Source organism: Vibrio sp. RE86 (assembly GCF_013114545.1).
Taxonomy (GTDB): domain Bacteria; phylum Pseudomonadota; class Gammaproteobacteria; order Enterobacterales; family Vibrionaceae; genus Vibrio.
Genome location: NZ_VTXI01000011.1, coordinates 68,823 through 85,318, shown reverse-complemented (window position 1 = coordinate 85,318; position 16,496 = coordinate 68,823). Strand labels below are relative to the sequence as shown.

The window sequence follows — 16,496 nt, the reverse complement described above, 5'->3', positions numbered from 1 at the left end:
ATAAACCTTCTCTAGTTATTTTTAGCAGAGGCCTGCAACGGCAAACCTCTGCCAGTATAGTCAATTTTCCGATCAATACTTAATAGTCATGCAATAAATATGCCTAGCAAGCGTCAATAGCCATTTTAACTCGCTTGTCTGATACTGGGTAAGGCGTCCCCAACTGCTGAGCAAAGTAACTTACGCGCAATTCTTCTATCATCCAACGAACTTCCTGCACATTATCAGGAATCGCAACACCTTTAGGTATCTTGTTAAGTAACTCTTTGTAATCTTGAGTGACCGATTCAATTTTCAGCATGTGTAAGCGATCTTTATTTGGATCGATTGGCAGCTTTTCCATTCGACGCTCTATCGCTTTCATGTAGCGCAAGATGTTTGGCAGACGTTTCCAACCACACTCAGTGGCAAAGCCCTTAAAGATAAGTCCTTCAATCTGAGCTTTGATATCTGACAGAGCAAACGCCATTGTGAAATCGATCTTACCTTTTAACTTCTTATTGATGTTGAACGCCGTGGTAAGAATGGTCTCAACTTGCTGTGCGATCTCTACAACGGTATCGCCCAACTCAGCTCGAACGTGCTCTTTTAGCTGCTCAAATTCATCTGGCTGCCAAACAAGACCGCCCTTCTCCTCTATCAGCTTATCAATACCACAAGCGATACAGTCATCAATCAGATCAAGCACCTTACCGTATGGGTTAAAGTACAAACCTAACTTCGATTTGTTTGGCAAATTAGAGTGTAAGTATTTAATTGGTGACGGTACGTTTAGCAAGATCAAACGACGCTGACCGGCTTTCATCGCAGTGACTTGCTCATGCTCAGTTTCGTACAGCTTGATTTCAACACTGTCTTTGCCGTCAACAATCGCTGGGTAGGCTTTCACATCGTAGCCGCCGCGCTTTTGCTGATACACTTTTGGCAACTCACCAAAGCTCCAAGTATGCAGTCCTTTTTGCTCGATATCATCGTCAGCAACCTTCGATAAGGTCTCTTGAACCTTATCTTTCAAGCTCTCTTTAAGCTCGTGCAGATCGCGGTTCTCTTTCAGCTTACGGTTACGATGATCTACAGCGCGGAAGGTCACTTTAAGGTGGTCAGGGATCTGTTCAAGATTCCACTCTTCACGCAGCACCTCAACACCGGTCATACGGCGAAGCTCTTTCTCAAGAGAATCCAGCAGTGGTGCTTCCATTGGCGTACAACGTGCTAAGAAAGCATCGGCGTAGTTTGGCGCAGGGACAAAGTTCTTGCGCACTGTTTTTGGTAATGACTTAATCAAGCTCACCACCAACTCGTGGCGTAGACCTGGAATCTGCCAATCAAAACCCGATTGTTCAACTTGGTTTAAAATAGGTAACGGTAGGTGAACCGTCACGCCATCGTTGTCTTCACCTGGTTCAAATTGGTAGCTCAGTTTTAGCTTAAGGCCATTTTGGTGCCAGAAGTTCGGGTAATCCAAATCGGTAACATGGCTTGCATCGCCTTTGAACAGCATCTCTTTTTCAAAGTTGAGCAGTTCACTGTTCTCTTTTGAGGCTTTCTTCCACCAAGTATCAAAGTGTTTGCCTGAAACGACCTCGGTACCGACACGTTGATCATAAAAATCAAACAGCTCATCGTCATCAACCAAGATGTCACGACGACGCGATTTATGCTCGAGTTCTTCAACTTCTTGCAGCAGTTTTCTGTTCTGCTTAAAGAACGCGTGTTTGGTTTCCCACTCACCTTCCACCAGCGCACTGCGAACAAAAATTTCGCGGCTTACCGTTGGATCGATGCTGCCATAGTTAACCAAACGTTTAGGAACAATGGGTACCCCGTAAAGCATCACTTTTTCGTGCGCCATCACCGCTGAACGTTTCTTCGACCAATGTGGCTCACTGTAACTGCGCTTGATTAGGTGTTTTGCTAACGGTTCAATCCACTCTGGTTGGATTTTTGCAATGATGCGTCCCCAAAGTTTCGAGGTTTCGACCAGTTCCGCTGACATGATCCATTTAGGCTGCTTTTTGAAAAGGCCTGACGCTGGGAAGATGTGGAAACGAGCGTTACGAGCGCCTTGGTACTCATTTTTCTCTTGGTCTTTCATACCGATATGAGAAAGCAAACCAACTAAGATCGCAGAGTGAACACCTTGGTAAGACGCTGGCTCGTCGTTAAGTTTAAAGTCCATTTCACGCATCGCTTGATGCACCTGGAAGTAAACATCTTGCCACTCACGCACACGTAGGTAGCTTAAGTAGTCTTGCTTACACTGCTTGCGGAATTGATTACCCGATAGCTTCTTCTGCTGTTTCTGAATGTAGTCCCAAAGGTTCACAAACGTCAGGAAGTCCGACTCCTCATGGAAGAAACGTTTGTGCTTATCATCAGAAGATTGCTGCTTATCGCTAGGACGCTCACGCGGGTCTTGAATCGACAGCGCCGATGCAATCACCATCAACTCTTTTAGTGCGCCATACTTAGGCGCTTCAAGTACCATACGAGCAAGTCTTGGGTCGATTGGCAGTCGAGCAAGCTGACGACCGGTTGCGGTTAGGCGTTTCTTACCACCTTGAGAACCGGTATCTTTCGCTTTCTCGTTGATGGCACCAAGCTCTTCAAGCAGTTTTACGCCATCTTGGATGTTGCGCTTATCCGGCGCTTCAACAAATGGGAATGCTTCAATATCGCCTAGGCCAATTGCCGTCATTTGTAAGATAACGGAAGCCAAGTTGGTACGTAAAATTTCTGGATCGGTAAACTCAGGGCGAGAGTTAAAATCGTCCTCTGAATAAAGACGAATACAAATACCTTCAGCGACACGACCACAACGACCTTTACGCTGATTGGCACTTGCTTGCGAAACTGGCTCAATTGGAAGGCGCTGTACTTTAGTACGATAGCTGTATCGACTAATACGTGCTGTACCTGGGTCGATAACGTACTTAATGCCCGGAACGGTCAGCGAGGTTTCCGCTACGTTGGTTGCTAATACAATGCGACGACCAGTATGCGGTTGGAAGATTTTATTCTGTTCACCAGCCGACAGTCGCGCATATAGAGGAACAATTTCTGTGCTCTTTAAGTTGCGTTTCGCCAGTGCATCAGCGGTATCACGAATCTCACGTTCACCGTTCATGAAAATCAGAATGTCGCCTAACCCTTCATCACATAGCTCATCAACCGCTTCAAAGATACCTTCGAGTTGGTCTCGCTCCACATCATCGTCACCACGCAGAGGTCGATAACGTGTATCTACTGGGTAAGTACGACCAGACACTTCAATGATTGGCGCATTACTAAAGTGCTTAGAGAAACGCTCTGGGTCAATCGTCGCAGAAGTAATAATCACTTTTAGATCTGGGCGACGAGGAAGCAACTCTTTCAAGTAACCCAAGATGAAATCGATGTTTAGACTGCGCTCGTGCGCTTCATCGATAATGATGGTGTCATATTGATTTAAGAAACGGTCGTGTTGAATCTCAGCCAGTAGAATACCGTCTGTCATCAACTTGATTTGCGTATTGTCAGAAATTTGATCGTTAAAACGAACTTTATAACCGACAAACTCACCAAGCTTGGTTTCCATCTCTTCGGCAATGCGATTGGCAACCGAACGAGCAGCCAATCGACGTGGCTGAGTGTGACCAATTAGACCAAACTTACCGCGGCCAAGCTCGGCACATATTTTTGGTAGCTGAGTGGTTTTACCCGAGCCCGTTTCACCCGCAACGATAACCACTTGGTTCTCTTCAATCGCTTTAGCGATGTCATCACGTTTCTGGCTGACTGGCAGGATTTCTGGGTATTCGATCGTTGGCGTATAACTGCCACGCTGTTCCACGTCCATCATGGATTTAGCAATGTCTAAAGCGATCTCGTCAAACACAGCATTGCGAGAGGCTTCTTTGTTAATTTTACTTGCCCCTGCGATGCGTTTACTTAAACGAAATCGGTCTTTGATCATGCACTGACTGAGTGCTTTACGAAGTGACGCCGCGCTGTTTGCCTGAGGGTTATTGTCAGGTGCGGTCGTTTTTTTTGGCTGTGACGAAGTCAAAGCGTTACCTATCTATTTCTTTATCGATAAAACTGCGTGAATTGTATCACATATCAGAGACTAAACGCCCAATTGATCATCCAGATACAAAAAAGCCGCGAGTCAAAGACTCACGGCTTTTTATTTCGCTCAGGAGGCGTTAAAAATCAAACTGGACGTAAATTGAGTTGTAGTTACTACCACCTTTAATTCGTCCATATTGCGATGCCTGCTCGAAGATCGCGCTTCGGTGGTGAATCGAATAACCTACCCACATACGGTCAAGATCGCGGTTATTAAAGAGATCGCCCACATTTACATCAAACGAGAAGTCTAGATAGTTTAGTAAGTTACTTGGGTTATAGCCTTTCTCTTCCATCTCAGCACCTTCGATATGGGTGATGCTATCAATGTACGACATACCTTCTGCAACACCAAAGCGCCATTTCGTTGGCCAGTTAACCGTGTAGTAAGCCTTAATTGCAGCAATGTACTCAGTGGAGGCTGACTGTACATCCGACGACCAGTGATGCGCGATACCTGGTGTAAAGTAGATGTCGATTGGTACACCAAACAGCTCATCCGTTAAAGGGTGACCATAGAAGAATGAGGTCATCTGGTTGTTGTATGGATCTTTTTCTGAATTGAACTTGAGGATATCACCAATATTCGATGGCGTGGCCCAGCCATGAGCAATTCGAATATAGCGTTTATTGGTCAGCTCAGACTTACGTGGTTTGCTTTTGTCATTAAAGAAACCAAAGCCAACAAAGAACTCTCCCTGATACCTATCTTCGATTGCAGCTGAGTTATACGCTGAATTGTCCAGACGGGTTACACTGGTTGCGCCCAGTAGATAAAGGTTTTCATAAACATGGTAGCGAGCACTCACCCCGACATTGAGATCGACACCAGCCCCAACACGTTCACCTGTCACCAGTGAAAAAGCATAGTATTCACTGTTAAAGTCAGCATCTTTATAGCGCAGTGTCGCATGCGGGGTAAGTTCCCAGTCACCAAACTCATATTCACCCGTTGCTGTTAGATTGCCATGAAAACGAAAGTCTTTATCGGCCATCAATTCCGCATCAAGTGTCCATGTGTCATCAATTTGATAACGCACCTGACCACCGAAATCGACCGCATCACCACCTATAGCATTTTGAGACGACGCTGGAATATCAACAAAACGTAGACGAGTTAACGCATTGAACTGAAACTGCTCGTCTTCGCTGTCAAAAAGATGTACACCACCCTCTAGACCATTAACAAAGATATACTCGTTTTCAAAATACATCATCGGAACGAAAGTGCTGACGGTTTGATCACCATCACCTGTCGTAAAAGGAATCGAAGCTGTACGATAGACTGCCGCGATACCCCACTCTTGCTCACCAAGTACCGATGATTCTTCAGCATACGCTGATGGAAGAGTTAAGCTACTGACCGCTAAAACTAACGCTGACAGACGTTTATTATTTGCCATTTTTTGTCCAAAAGTACCGAAGCCACTCAAAATCTAACCAGTTAAACAGTTAATACTTAGGTTTCTGCTTCATTCGCCGTTAAAATATAAATATATAATCCATCAAATCAAAAAATAGTGAAAGCCTCAGATTTAAAAAGATTATTAAGTTCATTACCAAGCGATTTTGACCCTGATATTGTCACGGGAGAGGCTTGGCTACCCGAGCGTTTAGTGGAAACATCACTCGACGGTGAACTCATGTTTCTCGCTTTCGATTCAGCGCCTGAAGATATTCAAGGTGAAGAAGAGGGACGAGGCTTTGTCGAACACGAAATTGAGATGATTCGTCACCGCTTCGAACAGATTTTAGCGGAGAATGCGGACACAAAAACAAAAGCGGACGCAATGCTGGCTCTATTTTTAATGGCTCATGAACTTTCAAGCTCAGAGATCATCGAAATACTCGAAGACCCTGATGTACCTGAGCCCCCAACTGAGTAATCAATGAATAATCATCTTCCCTTTCTCATCGCAGGCCCAATCATTCGCAAAGTCACGCCAACCGAACTCGTGTTTTGGTTAGTGACAAGCGAGCCATTGCAAGGGCAATTTGAACTCAACTTAGAACCTAAACAAGGTTTAATCTTTAGTGAAGACCTGGACCATTGCCAGCAACTAAAAATTGGTGAACGCTGCTACCTTACCCTCGCCCATTTTAAAGGGGAGTTTCCAGCCAATGTTGCGCTGAGCTATGAATTTAAGACTCAGCATGGTGCATTGACGGCGTTATACCCAGAGCTGCTTTATCCGGGTGAGCAAGCACTCACATTCAGGATCTCCACTAAAGCTGACTACATCTTACATGGCTCATGCCGAAACCCTCACCACCCGAGTCCTGATGCGTTAGTCAGTGCAGACAACAAAGTGGCGAACCAAGAGCTTGAAGAGCGCCCAGATATGCTGATGATGAGCGGCGATCAAATATACGCCGACCACGTAGCGGGGCCGACACTGGACGCCATCATTCAAACGATAGAGCTGCTAGGTCTACCTAGCGAGCAGTTTACTGATTCACCCATTGCATCAAGTCAGGCGTTATTTGACCACCAAGATTGCTACTATGGGCGAGACAAGATACTGCCTCACTATGTTGATGACGGCAGTCTATTGACCAAATTTTTCCCCCATCGCAACACGCCGATTTTTAGCTCGCGAGAATCTGAAAACCATCTGGTGACATTCTCTGAATTCTTTGCGATGTACTTACTGGTGTGGTCACCGACCTTATGGCCTTGCTTGAACCTCAATCGCCTACACGACAACGCATTCACACACAGTGGGCAAACTCTTTCACCGAAATGGCAACAACAATGGCGTGATGAGAAAACGATCATTGAGGATTTCATTGCTGGTCTTCCTCAAGTGCAACGCCTGTTTGCGCATATCCCCACTTATATGATCTTTGATGATCACGATGTGACGGATGACTGGAACCTGACCATAGGCTGGGAGAAAGCGGCATACAGCAATCCATTTTCAAATCGCATCATCGGTAATGCACTCATCGCTTACTGGCTCTGTCAGGGATGGGGGAATGAACCGGATAACTTCAATCAAGAGTTCTTATCGATAGGCAACGAGTTTGTGTCCAACCCTGGCGGTGACGTTCAGGATCGATTTATTCAGTACTTATATACGTTTGAACGTTGGCACTACACCATTCATTCGTCACCAAAAGTGGTTGTTTTAGACACTCGAACTCGACGTTGGCGCTCTGAATCTCGAATGAACAAACCCTCAGGATTGATGGACTGGGAAGCCCTGATTGAGTTTCAACACGAACTGATGCATCAAGATAAGGTCGTGGTCGTTTCTGCCGCACCGATGTTTGGTGTTAAAGCGATAGAGGCAATGCAAAAAGCAGCCACGACACTTGGACAACCTCTGCTGATTGATGCCGAAAACTGGATGGCGCACCCGGGCAGTGCCAATACATTGCTGAGTATTTTCACGCACACTAAAACACCAACCAACTTCGTAATCTTATCTGGCGATGTTCATTATTCGTTTGCTTACGATATTAAGCTTAGATTTCGTCGCAATAGCCCTAATATCTACCAAATCACCTGTAGCGGATTTAAAAATCAGTTCCCTGAACCGTTACTGGGGATTTGTGACCATGCAGACCGACTGCTTTATTCTCCTCGCTCTCCGCTGAACTTTCTCACCAAACGTAAACGTCTGAAAGTGAAGAAAAGGGATCCAAATACTCAAGGAGTTCGTAGGTTAGTCAATACCAGTGCCATTGGTGAACTCAAGCTCAACGACAAGGGTAAGCCAGAGCGCGTGTCTATCTTGACGGGTGACGGTGTTGAGTGGGACTTTCCACCGATAAAAGAAAAGTAAGGTTTTTGTAAAGAGCCTTGAGAACAATTCCGAATAGCACTATCTATATTGAATGGTACATAAAAAAGGCTTTTAGCATGCTAAATTCCATTACATCTCTGTTTAAACAACTGCTTGAAGGCCAAGATTTAGGCCAGTCAGCTCAACCTGACACCAATTTAGCCATCGCTTGCCTGCTTTGCGAAGTCGCAGGTGCCGATCATCAGATTGAACAAGTCGAGGTCGATGCGAAGCGAGAGCTACTCAGTAAACTGTTAGGTATTGATAATGCTGGCGCACAGACTCTGTTAGCCAGAGCAGAAAATCGAAGTAAAGAGTCAGCTTCGCTCTATGACTTCACCTCGCAACTCAGAGAGTTAAGTCAACAGACTCGTTTTGAGCTGATAAAAGCAATGTGGGAAGTCGCGCACGCAGATGGGGAAATAGATCCTCTAGAAGATTCCGTAATACGCAAAACAGCAGAACTTCTTTATGTCGACCATAGTGAATTCATCCGCGCCAAACTGGCCGTCACAGATAAGTAATACCAACAAAAAAGGGAGCACATCTGCTCCCTTTTTATACCATTCATGTTTCGAATTACTCTTTAAAGCATCGTCAACGCAAGCTTTGCGAGGTTATAAGCATCGACATAACCAGAGTGCTGACGCCCTTCCCATTCGATACCTTTAGACTCTTGCGCCGCTTTATGGCCAATTCGTTTATCTTTAAGGCGATTCTGAATACGATAAAGGGTCGCTAAGTTGATGAATTCACGAAATGGCATCTCAATGCCTTTCTCTTGACACTCTTTAATCAGTACCTGGTCATCACGTCCCCACGCGGCATATATTTTGTTCGCGCCACCGAAGTTTTTCACCATCGACTTGAGAACTTCTTCCAACGGACGACCTTGTTTCTCAATCTTACGTGGTGAGATACCCGTTAACTGAGAACAAAACAGTGAGACTTCATCATGCTCTGGTTTTACGTAGTATTGTGCGCGCTTTACGATCTCACCTTTTACAAGGTCAATCTCTGCAAGCCCTACTTCGATGATTTCGCCAGTTGTACCGACACCGTTTTCATTCCAGCAGCACATCTCTAAATCGAAACAAACTACACGGTTATGGTTCATGATTTGCCTATGTTCAAATATTCAGAAAGCGCAAAATTCTACATTAAGTTCGATAAAAACTCGAACCCTACACGATTAAGTGGTCAGTTATTCCGCAACGGTAACACAATTGCGCCCAGCCTGTTTGCTCTTATACAACTGAGCATCGGCTGCTTGCAGAATCTCTTCCTCAGAGTCGAGTACGCGAATGGCCGCACCAATACTCAACGTACAACGAATTTTTTCGTCTCCGAACTGATGGACAGAAGTCGCAACAATACGGCCTATATTATTTAAGTATCTGAACAGTTCTGCTGAATCTGTTTTTGGAGAAATGATACAGAATTCATCGCCCCCCATTCGGACAAAAACTTCATCTTCAGAGAGTTGTTCTTGAACAATTTTAGCAACGTGAATCAACATTTCATCACCCGCGATATGACCGAAGAAATCGTTGATCATCTTAAACTTATCAATATCAAAACCGACTAAGCTGAAGCTCTGCTCGCGCTGAACTAAATCAGCCAAAATGCGATTGAATGCTCGACGATTGTACAACCCGGTTAAGGTGTCATGATCGACCATAAACTGCAGCTCTTTCGTGCGCTCATCTAAGAGTATCGCCAAATGCTCTTTCTCTCGCACCAACAACAGTACGATGTAACTGAGTAAGCAAGCAATCACCAACCCAGCGATAGAGATCCATCTGAGTACAAGCTTATCGTTATCGGTAATGTCACGAGCGAGTTTAAAATCGACCAACCACTCTCGATTGGGTAACGTGACTCGTTTGGTGATTTCGATGCCTCTTGTCTCATCCCACTGCTCACTTTGATACAGCACGGGATCATCTTCAGCGTCAAAGCCCATATCGACGACTTTCACCAACAAGTCTTGCTCTGCTCCAGTTCGTTGTACCAGACCTTCAAAATATTTCGTCGTTCGGATAACCCCAACCACGACGCCCACTAGCTCATCTTCATTGTTGATATCAAAAACAGGGTGGTAAACCAACATACCGGTTTTTTTGAGTGTTCGATCCAGTCCATCTTGTAACAATCGAACCTTATCGGACACGTTCGGCTCACCTGTCGCGAGCAGACCATCAAGGACCAATTGGAATCGAAGACGTGAAGAGTAAAAACCTAACAGTGCGATGTTTTGCTCATTCCGCGGGAATATATCGGACGCAACAAAAATCGGCTCGTTGTTAGCCATGATATACCCTTTGGTTTTAGGGCCATCCTTAGGAACGGTATAGAGTTCGAAACTTGGAAAGGTTTTTCTTACCTGGACAATATGACTTTCCACCTGCTCTCTTTCGACTTTCTGCATCCATTGCAAGCCAATCAGTGTTTCTGACTGGGCAACAAGTTGGTCTGCGAAAACAGAGAATCGGTCCCAATCAGCTCGCTCTGTTGAGTGATAAAAGTTGGCACCGGCGCCGATAAAGTGCAAATCACTCTCTACAATTTGCTGTAAGTTTTCTGCCTGCTGCTCTGCAAGGTTATCCACAAGTGAAACCGTGTGTTCATGCTGAGTTTGATACGCAAAATAGACCGCATATGACGTGACAATAGCGGTCATAAAAAAGGTCAGTATTGGATAGAGAAACTTCTTTTTAGTAAATCGATGCATACAGGCTTTGTTAGGTTTTGCGTATGAAATAAACGACGCTCATTTTAGCCACAACTTTTCATCAACATAAAGTGTTTCTTACAGCGTAGGGTAAAGTTTTTATATTATTCACGTTCGAGACAAGCATATTGTGACGATTTTCGCTTAAAAACAGACCAACCAATTCGATAAACACCAGATTAGACCTGTTTTTGTAGCCGTGTGAGGCCTTGAATATGTTACTATTTGCCCCAATTTATCAAAATAATTCGGCCCTCTACGCGTGGAGAGCCAAAGCAGAGATAGAGCTCATCTCTCCTTAAACTAAAACATAAGAGAATTGTCATGCTAGTCGATTTACAAATGATTCCTCAAACGTTCGATATGCTTCATGCTGGTTTAACGGCATCAAGCGTTCTTCTGCTTCTAATCGCAGTATCACGCAAGTCTAAAGTGGTAGAGAAAGTCGTTGAAAAACCGGTAGAGAAAATCGTTGAAGTAGAAAAACCTGTCGAAAAGATCGTTGAAGTTGAAAAAGTGGTCGAAGTAGAGAAAGTGATCGAAAAAGTCGTCGAAGTAGAATCTAAACTGGCTACCGCTTCAACCGACTCTGCAATGCAACTTCTGTCAATTATGCAGCAAGAAGCGCGTCTTATTGATTTCCTGAAAGAAGATCTAACGTCATTCTCAGATGAAGAAGTTGGCGCAGCAGCGCGCGTTATTCACACTGGCGGCCAAAAAGTTCTGGCAGATTACGTAACGCTTGAGCACATCCGCACTGAAGATGAAGAGACACGTATCACCGTTGCAGAAGGCTTCAACCCGCAAGAAGTTCGCCTAACAGGTAACGTAACCGGTAACGCTCCATTCAACGGCACATTAGTTCATAAAGGTTGGAAAGCGAGCAGCATGAACCTACCTAAGCTTGCGGAAAACTACGATGCGTCTGTTATTGCTCCTGCCGAGGTAGAGCTGTAATGGAGAACCACAACATCGAACAGCAAGCAGCAGATACACCAGTGTTTAGTGTTGGTATCGACTTGGGTACGACGCACTGCGTATTGTCATACGTAGATACCACATCTGAAGATGCTCGCGTTGAAGTGATGCCTATCCCTCAGCTTACAGCGCCAGGTACGGTCGAAACCCGCAGCCAATTGGGCTCTTTCCTGTATCAACCACATGAGCATGAGATGAATCCTACATCTCGTGTATTGCCTTGGTCTTCTGAGCCTACGGCGTTAGTTGGTGCGATTGCGCGTAACCTAGGTGCAAAAACGCCAATCCGCTTGATTGCGAGTGCTAAGTCTTGGCTGTGTCACGGTGGCGTTAATCGTCGTGATGCTTTCCTGCCTGCTGGTAGTCCTGAAGAAGTTGAAAAAGTATCGCCACTTCGCGCGACTGAACTTTACCTTGAGCATCTAAAGCAAGCTTGGGACCACACAAACCCAAACAACCCGTTAGCTGAACAAGACGTCACGATCACCGTGCCAGCTTCATTTGACCCTGCTGCGCGTGATCTAACTGCAGAAGCGGCTCGTAATGTTGGGTTTGTTCACCTGACTCTGTTAGAAGAACCGCAAGCGGCTCTGTACAACTGGATTGATAACAGCAATGACAAGTGGCGCGATGAAGTCTCTGTTGGCGACATCGTACTGGTTGTTGATATCGGTGGTGGTACTACTGACCTTTCACTCGTTGAAGTGACCGAAGACGAAGGCAACCTGACACTAAACCGCATCGCTGTAGGTGAGCACATCCTACTGGGCGGTGACAACATGGACCTAGCGTTAGCTTACCGCCTGAAAATGAAACTCGCTCAAGACGGTAAAGAGCTGCAACCTTGGCAAGTTCAGGCGATGACGCACGCTTGTCGTGATGCAAAAGAAGCACTGCTTAACGATCGTGAACTTCAGTCAGTGCCGATTGTTGTCCCTAGCCGTGGTTCGAAACTGCTTGGTGCAACGCTTAAAACTGAATTAACGCAGCAAGAAGTTCAACAAACTTTGGTTGACGGTTTCTTCCCGAAAGTCGCGGTGACTGAGCACCCAGTACAACGCAACCGAGGCGCACTGACTCAAATGGGTCTGCCTTACGCACAAGATGCGGGTATCACTCGTCATATTGCTGCATTCTTAACTAAGCAAGCGAACGCGTTATCTGGTAATGGTGCAGAATCTGCTCCCGCTCAAGATTTCAACCCATTTGCAAATATGCCAGGTATGGGCGGTGATGCAGTATCTGCTGATTTTATTAAGCCGACAGCGATTCTATTCAACGGTGGTGTTCTTAAATCAACGCTTCTGGCAAATCGTCTAGAAGAGACCATCAACGAATGGCTAATCGGTGCAGATGCTGAGATGGCACAACGCCTGACTGGTGTTGATCTAGACTTAGCGGTTGCAAGCGGCGCTTCTTACTACGGCTCTGTACGTCGTGGTCAAGGTGTTCGTATCCGCGGTGGTATCGCATCAAGCTACTACGTGGGTATCGAAAGCGCGATGCCTGCGATTCCTGGTATGGCTCCTCCAATGGAAGCACTTTGTGTCGCTCCATTTGGTATGGAAGAAGGCTCAAGTGTTGATGTACCAAGCCAAGAGTTTGGTCTGATTATCGGTCAACCCGTCAACTTCCAGTTCTTCGGTTCAACAGTTCGCCGTGACGATCTAGCGGGTACGCACTTAGATCATTGGGGTCCAGACGAGCTAGAAGAGCTGCCAGAAATTCAGGCGACGCTGCCTGTATCAGAAGGTCGCCGCGAAGGTGAAGTTGTTCCAGTGACACTTGCATCTCGCGTGACTGAACTTGGTACGCTGTACCTCGAAGCAATCGCGACAGATAACGGTCAAAAATGGCACGTTGAATTTGATGTTCGTGAAGAGACAAGTTCAAACCCAGCTGACCAAGCATAATTTTATACGGCACCTTAACGGGTGCCGTAATTTTATCGCACTATCATTCCCCTTTATCAGTCAGCTCTGAATTGGGAATAACGACAATAATAAATTTCGTCATCACTCTTTGATAAGAAGGTTCTGTATGGCAACCCCTCGTTTTTTAGTCGGTATCGATTTAGGTACAACCAATACGGTTGTGGCATTCTGTGAAATCACCGACGACCTACAACAATCCAACGTATCCCTATTTGAGATCGATCAGCTGATTGGTCCTGGCGAAGTTGTCCGTAAGCCACTTCTTCCTTCATTTCGCTATCACCCCGCTCAAGGCCAAATCGCACCAACCGACCTCACTCTTCCGTGGGAAGTCACGCCTGTTGCGGGAGATATTCAACATGTGATTGTTGGTGAATGGGCACGCGAACTTGGCGCAAAAGTTGAAGGCCGCCAAGTCTCTAGCGCAAAGAGCTGGCTTTCTCACCAAGCGGTCGATCGCAGCAGTGACATACTGCCATGGGCTGGGGCGACGGACGTCGATAAAGTATCGCCTGTAATAGCAAGTGCGAGCTATCTAAACCATATTCGCCAAGCATGGAACTATCGCAACCCGAGTAACAAGCTTGAAGATCAAGACGTGGTTGTTACCGTACCTGCTTCATTTGATGAAACCGCGCGTAAATTGACGTTAGAAGCTGCAGAACTGGCTGGTCTAAAGAAAATTGTTCTCTTAGAAGAACCGCAAGCCGTTTGTTATGACTGGTATGCACGCCACCAGCAAACCGCGAACGATGAGCTAAAAGAGCTTCCGCTTATTCTCGTGTGTGACGTCGGTGGTGGTACGACCGATTTGAGTTTGATTGAAGCAAGCTTCGATTCAAATGATGAGCTAGCTTTAGACCGTATTGGTGTCGGTGAGCACTTAATGCTTGGCGGCGATAACCTAGACTTAGCCCTTGCACACCTAGCGGAAACTCGTTTTAACCAATCGAAAAAGCTCAATGCGGCTAGCCTGACCAAGCTTATTCAGCAGACTCGCAAAGCAAAAGAGAACCTTCTTTCTTCTGATGCGCCAGACGAGGTTAAAATCACTATGCTTGGCAGTGGTTCTAAACTGCTGGGTGGTACAAAGAGTATTGGTTTAACCAAACAAGAAGTGCACCAGATTGCGCTCGATGGATTTTTCCCACTTTCGGACTTCAGCGAAACACCTGACAAACGTCGAAGCGCTGTTGTTGAGTTTGGCTTGCCGTATGTTGCCGACCCTGCAGTCAGTAAGCATGTCGCTGAGTTCTTGAACCAGCACCAACAAGTCTCATACTCTGCTTTAAAGCAAGAGGACACATCAAAGCCAGCAGTCCCTGTTGGTTTGCTTCTTAACGGTGGTGTGTTTAATAGTGACCTTGTCACGGAGCGTGTAACCCGCCTACTTGGAAATTGGCGCGGCTCTGACGTTACTGTTTTAGACAACCCCCACCCTGATTGGTCTGTCGCTTTAGGTGCAGTTGCTTTTGGTAAAGCACGTCGTGGTGCTCAGCTTAAAATTGGGGGTGGTGCTGCCCGCTCGTACTTCTTGCATCTACAAGAAAAGAACAAAATGGGCAAAGCACTCTGCCTGCTTTCAAAAGGGACGGAAGAAGGTCAGGAAATTCGTCTAAGCGGTCGCCGATTCTCACTGACATTGGGTGAACCTGTACGATTCAATCTGCTGACAACCACCCACGATACCTTGACCAACAACACTGCCATTCAAAATGGCGTCATGGTGGATGTCGACCCTGACCTATTTGCTCCTCTGCCCCCTTACATCTCTACCTTGGAAGGTGAAGGCCGTGAGTTGCAAGCGAACCAAAAAGAGCGTGTTGAAGTACAACTTGCCTGTCAGTTGACTGAAGTCGGCACACTCAAGATGGAGTGCGTTAATGTCGATGATGACAGTAAACGTTGGGCGCTTGAGTTTGAGGTTCGAAACCAAAAAGCAGATGAAGCTGAACAAGAGAGCCTTCACCCTCGTTTAAATGAGTGCAAAGAACTGATTTCACGCATTTATAGCGGCAACAAAAAGAGCGCAGACGGCAAAGAGATCAAAACCTTAGCGAAAGAGCTTGAGAAAAAACTCGGTAAACGCGATGAGTGGGATTTTACTACCCTTCGCCACTTGTTTGATGCCTTTGCATTAGGTCGTAAACGCCGTCGCCGCTCGGAACCCCACGAGAAGAACTGGCTACGCCTTGCTGGATTCTCGCTCAGACCGGGATTTGGGGACGCTACAGATTCATGGCGCATCGAACAGGTTTGGGGATTGTACCAACAAGGTATTCAGTTCAAGAATCACCAAGGCTGGACCGACTGGTGGGTATTCTGGCGACGCATCGCTGGCGGCCTAAGCCAAGAGCAGCAAGAGACAATTCTGGCTGATATTGCTAAGTACTTGCATCCTGGTGCGATGAAGAACCCTCAGTCAGCAAAAACTGCGCAAGAAATGGGTTACGAATCGATGGTGCGTTTAGCGGCATCGCTAGAACACTTAGAAGTTGAAGACAAGGTTCTTCTTGCTTCATGGTGCTTAAGCAAAGCCATCAATCACAATCAGTTTGAGCAAGCACACTGGTGGGCATTAGGTCGTTTGGCTTCTCGCACGCCACTTTATGGTAGCCAGCATAGCGTTATCCCACGTGAGCAAGCAGAGCAATGGTTACCAAAGCTTCTGGAGCAAAACTGGCAGAAAGAGCCAATGATCGCGTTTGCAGCGGTAATGATCTGTCGTAAGACTGGCGATCGCTTGTTTGATATTTCAGATGACTTCCGCACTCAAGTGATCGAGAAACTCAAACAGAGCAAAGTCCCTGATTCTTGGTTAACACTGGTTGAGCAAGTCAAAGAGCTATCAGAAAGCGAATCGAAACGCGTATTTGGTGATGCTCTGCCAAGCGGCTTAACGCTAGTAAATCAGTAAAGTTCAGTGCCGGCTTGACGTCGGCACTCCTT

Annotated in this window: 10 protein-coding genes; 6 read left to right on the top strand and 4 right to left on the bottom strand. The window is 46.1% G+C overall.

Annotation, left to right across the window (positions count from 1 at the left end; genetic code table 11):
- Positions 1 to 103: 103 nt before the first annotated feature.
- The gene (gene hrpA, locus F0231_RS12300; RefSeq protein WP_253825793.1) at positions 104 to 3,955 is read right to left on the bottom strand and encodes an ATP-dependent RNA helicase HrpA; all 3,852 of its coding nucleotides are present in this window, start codon (positions 3,953 to 3,955) and stop codon (positions 104 to 106) included.
- 232 nt (positions 3,956 to 4,187) lie between these two features.
- Complete coding sequence (locus tag F0231_RS12295) at positions 4,188 to 5,513, bottom strand: MipA/OmpV family protein (RefSeq protein WP_171760025.1); 1,326 nt, start codon at positions 5,511 to 5,513, stop codon at positions 4,188 to 4,190.
- A gap of 117 nt (positions 5,514 to 5,630) precedes the next feature.
- Between F0231_RS12295 and F0231_RS12290 the strand changes: the two genes are divergently transcribed.
- From F0231_RS12290 to F0231_RS12280, 3 genes are all read left to right on the top strand, one after another.
- On the top strand, positions 5,631 to 5,996 hold the full coding sequence (locus tag F0231_RS12290) for a hypothetical protein (RefSeq protein ID WP_171760024.1): 366 nt from the start codon (positions 5,631 to 5,633) through the stop codon (positions 5,994 to 5,996).
- Between the two features lie 3 nt (positions 5,997 to 5,999).
- Positions 6,000 to 7,901, top strand: coding sequence for an alkaline phosphatase D family protein (locus F0231_RS12285; protein WP_171760023.1), 1,902 nt, complete (start codon positions 6,000 to 6,002; stop codon positions 7,899 to 7,901).
- A 77-nt stretch (positions 7,902 to 7,978) separates the two neighbouring features.
- Positions 7,979 to 8,425, top strand: a complete 447-nt coding sequence (locus F0231_RS12280; RefSeq protein WP_171760022.1) for a TerB family tellurite resistance protein — start codon at positions 7,979 to 7,981, stop codon at positions 8,423 to 8,425.
- A 62-nt stretch (positions 8,426 to 8,487) separates the two neighbouring features.
- Here the strand turns inward: F0231_RS12280 and F0231_RS12275 are convergent, their stop codons facing one another.
- Together F0231_RS12275 and F0231_RS12270 are read right to left on the bottom strand one after the other, a co-directional pair.
- Positions 8,488 to 9,018: a 3'-5' exonuclease gene (locus tag F0231_RS12275; protein ID WP_171760021.1), complete on the bottom strand. Its 531-nt coding sequence runs from the start codon at positions 9,016 to 9,018 to the stop codon at positions 8,488 to 8,490.
- An 87-nt stretch (positions 9,019 to 9,105) separates the two neighbouring features.
- Positions 9,106 to 10,635, bottom strand: coding sequence for a sensor domain-containing diguanylate cyclase (locus F0231_RS12270; RefSeq protein ID WP_171760020.1), 1,530 nt, complete (start codon positions 10,633 to 10,635; stop codon positions 9,106 to 9,108).
- A 324-nt stretch (positions 10,636 to 10,959) separates the two neighbouring features.
- Between F0231_RS12270 and F0231_RS12265 the strand changes: the two genes are divergently transcribed.
- From F0231_RS12265 to F0231_RS12255, 3 genes are all read left to right on the top strand, one after another.
- Positions 10,960 to 11,592 carry a DUF2760 domain-containing protein gene (locus tag F0231_RS12265; protein WP_171760019.1) on the top strand — a complete coding sequence of 211 codons (633 nt, stop codon included), beginning with the start codon at positions 10,960 to 10,962 and terminating at the stop codon, positions 11,590 to 11,592.
- A complete protein-coding gene (locus F0231_RS12260; protein WP_171760018.1) occupies positions 11,592 to 13,526 on the top strand; it encodes an Hsp70 family protein in 1,935 nt (644 codons plus the stop codon). Before F0231_RS12265 ends, F0231_RS12260 begins: the two co-directional genes overlap by 1 nt.
- A 127-nt stretch (positions 13,527 to 13,653) precedes the next feature.
- Positions 13,654 to 16,464, top strand: a complete 2,811-nt coding sequence (locus F0231_RS12255; RefSeq protein WP_171760017.1) for an Hsp70 family protein — start codon at positions 13,654 to 13,656, stop codon at positions 16,462 to 16,464.
- Positions 16,465 to 16,496: the final 32 nt, after the last annotated feature.

What these genes read in the sequence shown, in the direction of transcription:
- hrpA (WP_253825793.1), bottom strand. Translation starts at nt 3,955, where the DNA reads ATGATCAAAGACCGATTTCGTTTAAGTAAACGCATCGCAGGGGCAAGT.
- F0231_RS12295 (WP_171760025.1), bottom strand. Translation starts at nt 5,513, where the DNA reads ATGGCAAATAATAAACGTCTGTCAGCGTTAGTTTTAGCGGTCAGTAGC.
- F0231_RS12285 (WP_171760023.1), top strand. Translation starts at nt 6,000, where the DNA reads ATGAATAATCATCTTCCCTTTCTCATCGCAGGCCCAATCATTCGCAAA.
- F0231_RS12280 (WP_171760022.1), top strand. Translation starts at nt 7,979, where the DNA reads ATGCTAAATTCCATTACATCTCTGTTTAAACAACTGCTTGAAGGCCAA.
- F0231_RS12275 (WP_171760021.1), bottom strand. Translation starts at nt 9,018, where the DNA reads ATGAACCATAACCGTGTAGTTTGTTTCGATTTAGAGATGTGCTGCTGG.
- F0231_RS12270 (WP_171760020.1), bottom strand. Translation starts at nt 10,635, where the DNA reads ATGCATCGATTTACTAAAAAGAAGTTTCTCTATCCAATACTGACCTTT.
- F0231_RS12265 (WP_171760019.1), top strand. Translation starts at nt 10,960, where the DNA reads ATGCTAGTCGATTTACAAATGATTCCTCAAACGTTCGATATGCTTCAT.
- F0231_RS12260 (WP_171760018.1), top strand. Translation starts at nt 11,592, where the DNA reads ATGGAGAACCACAACATCGAACAGCAAGCAGCAGATACACCAGTGTTT.
- F0231_RS12255 (WP_171760017.1), top strand. Translation starts at nt 13,654, where the DNA reads ATGGCAACCCCTCGTTTTTTAGTCGGTATCGATTTAGGTACAACCAAT.